Raw genomic sequence first — 9,444 nt, forward strand, 5'->3', positions numbered from 1 at the left:
GTTCTTGTAAGCAATATTCCTAATGACGTTATTTGGCTTTAGCTTGTTAGAAAATTCCTTTTTATAGTTTTGCTCCGTAATAATCGTATATTCAATACCTGAGTGAATAAGATCTAACTGTACCTTAACTGTCTTTTCTTCATTAGGTATCATCTGTGAAGCCACAATTTTATTAAGCATTAGCTTATCATCGAAATCTGTATCCCCATAAAGACACCAAGAAAATGCTTGAGAAATAGTTGTTTTTCCTGCACCATTTTCACCCATGATTACAGTAACATTTCTCTCACTATCAGCTGCAAAATCAATTTCTTCATTTATAAATTGGCGGAAGTTTATCATTTTTAAAGATTTTAAAAGCATTCGACTTCCTCCTCAATCATTTTCTTGATCTTTTTAACCATTTCAGGATCACCAAACTGCTTTGACATAAGGTTCTTTTTCTCCATCATAATAAGCTTTTGAAGAAGCCGCTGCGCTTTTTTCTCGTCAATCTGGACACCATTAATTTCCTTCATAGCTATAACCCCCTCTTAAAATTCAGATTCAGTAGTAAAATCTATATTTTCTTCGTCTATTCCATAAGCTTCTTTAATTTCCCATATAAGACTACTAGCTTCCATAGAGTTCATTGCAATTCTCGCAAATTCTTCTACTCTGTTTAACTCATTTTTCACTAGTGTTATATCGCGCTTCATCTGTTCTTCGGTTAAAGAAGATACTTCGTCAAGAGGTCGAGGCAGGGTTACAAAGTCGTATATTTCTGCGTAATCCTTACCATTTGCCAATCTCAAAACACGTCCACGCCTTTGTATATATTCCTTTGGGTTTGTTGTACTTGCGAGGATAAAGGCGGTTTTAATTTTGGGAATATTAACGCCCTCATCTAAACACTTAATGGCGATCAATGCTTGCAAGGTATCACCTTTTTCAAATTCCTTTTTAAGGATGGACCGCTCATCCACCTTTTCTCGAGAGGTGAATTGTGATACCCGCATTTTCAGTTCATTTCCTAAAAGGTCTGTTACTACTTGGATTTGTCTAATGTCATCTTCAGAGGTATCCGAGAAATCACTGTTTTCATTTAACATTGAGGTCGCACCGCAATATACCAATAAATAATTTTCGTCTTTATACGGTGTAATTTTCTCTCTGAGCTTTTCAATCTTTTCAGATGCAGCTGCAACAATTCTTGCTCTCTTTAAGGCCAGTATCTCGCCATATTTGCTAAGCTTTAGCTTCCCATTTCTACTTTTTATCAAGTTTCTCGACATCTCATAGGATAGCTGTGCATACTTTTCAAGTTCCGCCTCATTAAGTGAAACAACAACCGGGTAATACTTATATGGAGTTAGCTTGTGTTCCACAATCGCCCTATCTAGCGAATACTCAATACATTTTTGACCAAAGTAAGCTTTAAGTCTTTCAGTACCCTCTTCGTCATTATGCCTTTCGAGTGTAGCAGACAGAGCCAATCTATATTTAAACTTTTCTAGCAACAATGCACTTAGCCTTGTTGCTCCAAAATTATGAGCTTCATCAATAACAAGTAGGGCATCACCTTTTATTTTTTCTATCTGTGCTTGTACCATATCGGATGCAAAAGTTGCGTTAGTGCAGACAAAGCAAAAAAACTCCTTACCCCTTACTCCTATTTTTTGATTTCTCACTGCATCCGCAAGCTTTTTCTTCCAATCCTTTTGGGGGGAGTTGCTATAACCAATAATCGGGGCTATATTAAACAGCCTTATGTCTTCAACCCACTGCTCAACTAAATGTTGATAGGGGCATACAATTATCACTGCAATCTTGTCTTTTAATATCTCGCACAACCGAACAATAGCCCCAAGGCCCGTGTATGTTTTACCCGTACCAGTTGCCATATCAAAAATGCCCCGGAAATTTTGTTTTTCCCATTTATCAATAGCTTCTTCTTGATATTTGTGAAGTTGAATATTAGAAGGAATAACTGCTCCTATACCGTATGCATTCGTGGCTTCGCGTAAATATATTTCCTCGCCAAATTCCTTCTTGTCAATGTTGTATTCAAGTGGAGTTCGCTTATATCTTTCAATAATTTCAGATTTAAGATTAGGGAAATCTATGATTGAAATATTAGGCTCATTATCATTCCAAATGGCTGTGAAAGCATTTTCCTTAGCTGTAACTCTGCCCTTTTCATCATCCCATGAGCAAAAAACATCAATGGCCTCATAGTTAATCATCATAGCTGTAGCAGATTCATTCATTGACCCAGAAAACGCAACTTTATTGCCATCATTATCGCTGATGATACCCATCTTTTCATGGTACATTCCCAAGTTGCCTTCATTTTCTGTAAAGGCGATTTTTATATCCAATATGCCATCTGCAATTAATTGAGCCAACAAATTTAATCTATCTTGCTCAAAGACACTTTTAGCATCGTGCAGTTCACGAAGCAATGCCTTCTCAATGATTTCATTTCTTAACTCATACCCCTTGCGAATTGCGTCAATGTCGTCCTCCGAAAGATGAGGGGAAGCTACTAATTGAATTTTTCCGCCATTTTCAACAAGCCCTGCAATCCCCTTGGATATTTCTACAAGGGCAGATGAAGAGAAAAAGCCAACAGCTCTTCTATACAAATTTGCCTGTCTTAGCAAGGGGATGTAAAAATCCTTAGCGACATTATCGATAAGAGATCGATATTCATTTTTTATGCTTATATCCTGTAAGCTCAACTTGAAGTTCACCTCCGTCTTGCTATTCCAAGTTATCTATATATGCTCCAAGTGTTGGAAAAATCTTGTTATTAGCAAAATGATAATATTTTCGCAAAGCATTTGAGATATTTCCGTTTACGTCATTCATTTCAGTTTTTATTTTAAGCAAGGATTCATACATCCTTTTATCATCCGATACGATATAGTCAAGAGAAGTATCAAAGTGCCGCTCTATCATTCGTGCCTTATTTACTCTTGAACGCACAGCTTTGACTTTGCTGACTATATTTTCATCTTCGAGTAAATAATTCTCAAACTCTCGTTCTCTCACTTTATATCACTCCTAACCGTTTTCGTAAATATAGTCTAACGCTTGTCCAAGCTTTACAAAGTCGTCATCTGTATTGAAATAGCTCACGCTAAATCTAACTGTTCCAGCAGGGAAAGTACCTAAAAACTGATGAGCAAATGGCGCACAGTGAAGTCCTGTTCTAACCTCGACCCCCTGTTCACCCAATGTCTGACCGATATTGTCGCTGCTGTAACCATCAAAGACACAGGACACAACGCCAACAGCATCGGCGGCATCTGAAGGAGCAATAATTCTGATATTTTTATACTTACTTAATAAAGCAAATAACTTTTTATGGTTTTCTTTTTCTTTGGCATAGATACGATCTATCCCTGTTTTCTTTATCCAATTCAAAGCAGCATTCAACCCAGCTATTGCCATTATGTTTTGGCTGCCGACTTCATATCTCTCAGGAATTGTATCAGGTACATTTGGATTTGCAGAATCAATTCCTGTGCCGCCATAAATAAGAGGTTTAAGCTTGATATCACCATTACAAATAAATCCTGCAATGCCAAAGGTGGCGTATAAGGTCTTGTGTCCAGCAAAAACCCCAAAATCATAGATATTACTGCTTAAATCCATATTTATAAGTCCCGCAGTTTGGCACATATCGACCACGTTAATTGATCCGTATTGGTGCGACATCGTGCAAATATCGTATATAGGAGCTACCACGCCACACACGTTACTCGCATGGCTCATTATTACAATGTTGGGTCTATTCTCAGCAAACTGATATTTGATTTTTTCTAAATCGTAGGTTAGCTCCCTTTCGGTAACGGACAAGGTAATAATGTTCAGTTTATATAAACCTTGCAAATAATTCAGCACCCTAGTAACCGCATTATGTTCAAAGGGCGAAACATAAATGTTAAAATTGTCCGATATAGACAATCCTTGCAAAATAATGTTGATTGCTTCCGTTGCCGATGGGGTAAATACTACCTTCTTAGCAGGGCAGTGGAACAGCTCCATCATTAAATTTCTAGTATCTTGAGTAAGTTTACTTGCAGAGTTATTTTGTCCACGACCAGAGTTAATTCCCGTCTCACGATAATATTTATCTACAAAACTATACACTTCTTCCGGCTTAGGGAAGGTGGTAGCAGCATTATTGAAATAAGCTATTTTATCCAACTGTTAGATCCCTCCCCCACACATCTTTTCAATAAACTCCATAAGGATTTGTCTTTTTTCTTGTTCTGAAATTGACTGGCCCATATCATTGAGAGCCGTGGCTATTTCATTGTAGAGGAGCTTGCCTCTATCGCTGTAAGTTGTTTTATCAAAGGACTTAACAACTTCTTCACCATCTTTTCCTACAAACGACACTTTGTAACTATTTGAGCTTACTGCTGAATGTTCAACCTGTGCTGCAGTTAAATCATACTCTAAAATTGTTTTCTTAATCTTTTCTAATTCTACTGTAAATTCGGAAATCGTATCTGCAGTCCAATCGTCAATTCTCAGGTCGGTAACTGCTTTTGCAAGCCTTTCGATGAATGTCTTTTCATCATTGCCAATACTGCTCATGAGCTGCAGAACCTTATGTTCTTCATTAGGGAATAAGTAGCTCAGCGTAGTAGGCTTTAATCTTTCAATAAAATCTTTGATAATGGACGTCAATGTAGCATTATCAGCTTGACCAGCCTTGAAAACGTCTTTCACATCGTTTATCAGATGTTTGATGAGTCCAATTTTAGCACGATCAAAGGTAGATTTTGAGCTTCTGATATTGTCAACGATGTCCACCGTAAACTCTTTGTATCCGAAAATATCAAACATCTTCTCGAACAGATATTCTCGAGCATTGATGTCGATCTGCTTTAAGCTCCCGATAAATTTGACTTGTGCAGGAGATATTTTTTCAGGCGAAGCATCCTTTCCTTTATAGTTTGTCTTTAACTCCTTCGCATACTTAGGCAGACTCATGTACCAGCGTGACATAGCGGACACAACATAAGTAAATGAGTTGTAGTCCTTTTCTTTTGAAATAACATAATCCGAAAAGAGATCTGCCAGGCTATCAATATAGGCTGACTTATCTTCATTCCAATCCTCCATAAAGGCGGTAAAAGCCTTTGGATTTTCGTTAATACTATTAAGGAGATCCGCTGTAATTTTAACTTCTTCGTTCCTGTTCTTGATGACAAGATACTTCTTGAAGAAGTGAAGCACTACAGCAATATAGATGGGGATAACCCCTTTTTTAATTCCGTAACCAAATTCGGGCAGAGTCAATCTGTCGTACAAATCTTTGAAATTCTGCCCCTCGTTTGCGTTGGCATTATTGAAAAACTCTTGTATCTCGCGCAACGTGTTTGCCATATTCACATCTTCAGGTGTAAGAGTCAAAACAGGCTTTACTTGTTCATTTGAGAGGATACCTGTCTGTATCAGGGTACTTCTCATAAACGAAACGTCTTGACCCGTTCCGGTAAGCCCTAAATTCACATTTAACTCGTTCTCAAGCAGGCCTGAAATAAGCTTGCTCCTGCTGTTAATTGCAACAGTCGGCAAACTATCTTTATTTATGGATTCGTTATTGATAATAGGTGTGTTTGGATAGGTTTGTGCACAAATTTCTGAGAGCTTAGCAGAGATTTGTGCCTTTCTCTTAAACGGTTGTTTTTCACCGTTCCAATAGTACTCGGCTTCTCCTGTTTCCGGGCGGGTAAAGCACAAAATATATCTACCGATAACTTCTTCTAAATCCTCAATATAAATATCATATTCATCAGATAGAAGATCATCATCAGAAGCCAGGTCCTTTAGCATCGTTACTGCTTTAAACTCAAAAGCTATTTTTTCAATATCCATAAAGCGTACAGGTAACACAAAAATAATTCTATTGTGGTTACAATTGCTGCTTTTGATAGCATTTCTGAGTTGTTCGATTTCTTCGTTGCTACGAGGAATAATTGCATACACTACGCCATCTGCGCTTAGGTTTTCAATCTTTCTTCCCCAATCTGTTACAGAGAAGAACTCTAAGCTGTCAATAAAGGTGAAATCAAAGTATCTTGTTATCTCCATTTCATCATTATAGGCAGTAGGATACATATAGCTATCAAAGGAGGATTTATTCAGAATGTCCTTAACGCTCAAAGTCTGCCTGGTCTTATCAATAACATTCTGAATCTCAGCACCGATGTCAACGCCCGAGCTTTCCTTGATTTTCAGATAGCCGTTGCTTCTTTTGAGATAAATAATACACTCTTTTTCAATAAGCTCTGCAAGTACATCATCAATAACCTTAACATCGGAAACACTGTCTCTGAAGGTGCCTATGATTATGTCTTTTATTGGAGACAGTTTTTCAAATTGCTCCACAATGTAGATCAGTGAAATGGTTTTGACAATTTTAGAAGCTAGGGAGTCCTCGTCGAGCTTTTGAAGCACCTTTGATGTAGTTTCATAAAGCTTGTGAATTTCGCTCGTATAAGGCTCTTTTCTTAAAAGTGGCTCAAAGTAATCATACACATAATCAGGGGTAAGCATAGGAAAATCACCCTTCGCATCTTCTAAAAATGCGGATAGGGTGTGCTTGTTATCCGATGATAAAAATGTAAACAATGTTCTCTCGTTCTGTGCAACCTTTTCGGAGAGTCTTGGGAGGATGAAGGTTGAAATCGGATGCAGCGGATAGCAGCCAATAGCTGCAGTCTGAGCTGTGGTATCATCATTCTTTTCAAGTATACCGTTTGCCTTAAAACGTTCAATCAAACTTTTAAAGCGTGTTTCATTCTCCTGGCAGTAATCAGCCCAATAGTCCTCATCTTTCTTTATAACAGCAGATATGATCTCATACATCTGTGAAAAATTGTTATGCAGATTAATATGCTTAAATCTGCCAGAAACACCTCTCCAACCGTCAACCTTATCTTTCGGAAGGTTTTTATCAATGTAGTTTGCGATGTCCTTATGAGATATTAGCATCAGGTGCATTTGCTTTTCGCCGCTGCGGTCGCATTTCTCCGCAAAGTCTTGTAGTAGCTTTATGTCGCTGATCGTAGTATTGGCAATGCTTGCCTCCAGATATTTGCTAAATTCGTCATAAATGATATATACCCCGTTAAATCCTTCGTCCTTTAGTTTGTCTACAACCTTCTCATAGAGCTCCACTACATCAAAACCGAGGAACGGGTTAAAAGCACTACCGGATGTGAGGGTTGGATAAAGCTTGTTAAACTTCTCATATGCACTCACATCGTATTCTTTCAAGGAAACGATAAAGTCATTAATGGGTACATTAAGTTCAGCAACAAACTTCTTATATGTATCCTGGTATTGATTTTCCCAAAGTTCTATAGTATTGACAGCCGCCTTGAAGTTGGTTTCAGGCATTAGATTTGTCAAGTTTTCGTTTTTTAGGGCTGTTTGCAACGCGCTCAAAAACGATTGAGTAATACTTGTGCTGCTTCCGCTAACTATAATAGGTAGCAGTTTTTTATCGCTGTTTATATAGTCTGTAATAAACCCATGTAGTTTTGGATTTTGTTCCCTTATTTTATTCAAAAGCACTTCGAACAAAGCTATGTCTTTCTTAAAAAGAAGCGACATGAGCATGAGTACAATGTGCGATTTTCCTCTGCCATATGCTCCAATTAATATTCTTGCTCTGCCTCTTTCCTGTACACTGGTGCTGAGAAGAACATCCTCAATGACGTCAATAGATGACATCGTAGGAATAAAGCTTTTCACTTTATTTTCATTGTGCAGGTCATAGGCGATATTAATGGATGTTTGAAAACCTTTCTCGACCCATATTTTCTTACCACTCATACTCTATCTCCATTCTTAGGGGGGGTGTTTATCTATTGATTGCGCCGTAGTATTCCCTGACACACCCTAAAAAGTCAATTTCTCTTTCAATGTCTATAACATCAAGCCCAGCTGTCCGAACAACCTTGATGAATCCCATAAGCTCTATTTTATTAAGCAGGCTGGTCAGTGTGATAATATCGAGGTTAAACACTTTACCAGCATTACATTTATCGTTCTGAATAGAAGATATCTTAATTTGCTTTTCTCCTTTAGCTTGATCAATGATGACCGCAAGGACTACAAGCGGGTGAACACTGTCAAGCTTAGGTACACTTTTTTTATAGGTCTTTGCCTTTTTATTTACTATATCCACAAGCGATAACTCACCAAGCGGACAGTCTATATTGCTTTCTGGATGCACCCTGCCGGGATTGGACTTAATTCTTGGTACATAGGTGTTAACAATACAGTTAAAATCATCATCTAATGAACGCTCGGAAACCTCTGATTCGTTCAGCAGGATGTATGCATTGAGCTGCTTTACAAAATCATCCCGATTAAACTCGTTTCGATTAAATTCATTAAAGAAGTAATACCATGCCGTTGCATCAGCTTCGTTAGTTGCAAGTTTATAATGCAAAAGCCACAGCGTTCCTATTTCTTCGATGTATCTGTCATTTTCATAGATGATTTCACCAAAAGGGGTAAGGGTTTGATATTTCTTGCCCTGCGATGGCTCAGCAGTAAGCCCGACAGCTTGCAGCCAGTACCGCAGGGACTTAACCATATTTGCACCTATACCTAAAATATCCATAGGATTTCCGTTGTCGCCCATAAAGACTGTTCTGTCGTGGACAACATTTTTCATTCCTTTATATAGCCAGCCTTTTCGTATAAAAAAGGTATCATGTGCTCTAAATCTCATATTTACTCCTTTGTCTTGAGGTATTTGTCCATCATGCAACCGCCTTCAAGATATTTTGCAGTAACGCACATCTTACAACGCTTACACTTGCTCTCGCTGATTCGGTATTCATCACTGATAATTGAGATGGCACCAAATCTACACAGCGATTCACATTTTAAACATTTACGGCAGGCATTGAATTTCCTCACCTGATAGCCGACCATTCTTTGCAGATCATCATGCTTTGCTACATTCATGGTCTTGACTTTTACTGCATAATCATATCCATCCTGTGAAAAGGGCTGAATCGATAAAATTGGCACATTGGTTTTTATATCCAAAACAATGGTTTCATTAATAAGCTTTCGCCCAAGTTCCTTAGTAACCTTGCCAAATGGAGTCAGTAAATTCAAAAAGCTATCATCAATCGGACTATTAAGCTTATATACTTTTGCGTTTTCCTCAGTTGTACAATTAGTAAATTTAATTTTGACTTCTTCCGCAGCGGCAATACCGTTACCACCCTGACGAGCTTTCCATTTGCCGCTGTCAACATAGACTTCGGCATCGGGCTTGCCGATCTTTATAGCGAAATCTATCAAAAACTTACGCCATCTCTCAGCCTGCTCCGACATATAAATCCGGGACAAGAGTTGTGCTCTTTCATTATTGTTCGGGCAACACCAACATCCTACCCGGTCATAGCCAAG

General features: G+C 38.2%; 8 protein-coding genes. All 8 read right to left on the bottom strand.

Annotated elements, in window-relative coordinates:
- Nucleotides 1-363: AAA family ATPase (locus tag KGZ89_03935; protein ID MBS3973997.1), on the bottom strand; the 363-nt coding region annotated here is incomplete at its 3' end.
- Nucleotides 354-518 carry a hypothetical protein gene (locus tag KGZ89_03940; GenBank protein MBS3973998.1) on the bottom strand — a complete coding sequence of 55 codons (165 nt, stop codon included), beginning with the start codon at nucleotides 516-518 and terminating at the stop codon, nucleotides 354-356. The genes KGZ89_03935 and KGZ89_03940, both read right to left, overlap by 10 nt.
- 15 nt (nucleotides 519-533) lie before the next feature.
- A complete protein-coding gene (locus tag KGZ89_03945; protein MBS3973999.1) occupies nucleotides 534-2,723 on the bottom strand; it encodes a DEAD/DEAH box helicase family protein in 2,190 nt (729 codons plus the stop codon).
- Between the two features lie 22 nt (nucleotides 2,724-2,745).
- Nucleotides 2,746-3,036, bottom strand: coding sequence for a hypothetical protein (locus tag KGZ89_03950; GenBank protein ID MBS3974000.1), 291 nt, complete (start codon nucleotides 3,034-3,036; stop codon nucleotides 2,746-2,748).
- Between the two features lie 12 nt (nucleotides 3,037-3,048).
- Nucleotides 3,049-4,188 (bottom strand): aminotransferase class V-fold PLP-dependent enzyme, encoded by a 1,140-nt coding sequence (locus KGZ89_03955; GenBank protein MBS3974001.1) that lies wholly within the window; start codon nucleotides 4,186-4,188, stop codon nucleotides 3,049-3,051.
- A 12-nt stretch (nucleotides 4,189-4,200) separates the two neighbouring features.
- Nucleotides 4,201-7,845, bottom strand: a complete 3,645-nt coding sequence (locus KGZ89_03960) for a hypothetical protein (protein MBS3974002.1) — start codon at nucleotides 7,843-7,845, stop codon at nucleotides 4,201-4,203.
- A 28-nt stretch (nucleotides 7,846-7,873) separates the two neighbouring features.
- Entirely contained in the window at nucleotides 7,874-8,752 is an 879-nt protein-coding gene (locus KGZ89_03965) for a DUF4007 family protein (protein ID MBS3974003.1), read from the bottom strand.
- 2 nt (nucleotides 8,753-8,754) lie between these two features.
- On the bottom strand, nucleotides 8,755-9,444 hold a 690-nt coding region (locus KGZ89_03970), incomplete at its 5' end, for a phosphoadenosine phosphosulfate reductase (protein MBS3974004.1).

The sequence above is a fragment of the Actinomycetota bacterium genome (genome assembly GCA_018334075.1).
Lineage (GTDB): Bacteria > Actinomycetota > Coriobacteriia > Anaerosomatales > UBA912 > JAGXSC01.

Bases quoted from the DNA above. Each gene is read 5' to 3' on its own strand.
- KGZ89_03940 (MBS3973998.1), bottom strand. From the start codon at position 518: ATGAAGGAAATTAATGGTGTCCAGATTGACGAGAAAAAAGCGCAGCGG.
- KGZ89_03960 (MBS3974002.1), bottom strand. From the start codon at position 7,845: ATGAGTGGTAAGAAAATATGGGTCGAGAAAGGTTTTCAAACATCCATT.
- KGZ89_03965 (MBS3974003.1), bottom strand. From the start codon at position 8,752: ATGAGATTTAGAGCACATGATACCTTTTTTATACGAAAAGGCTGGCTA.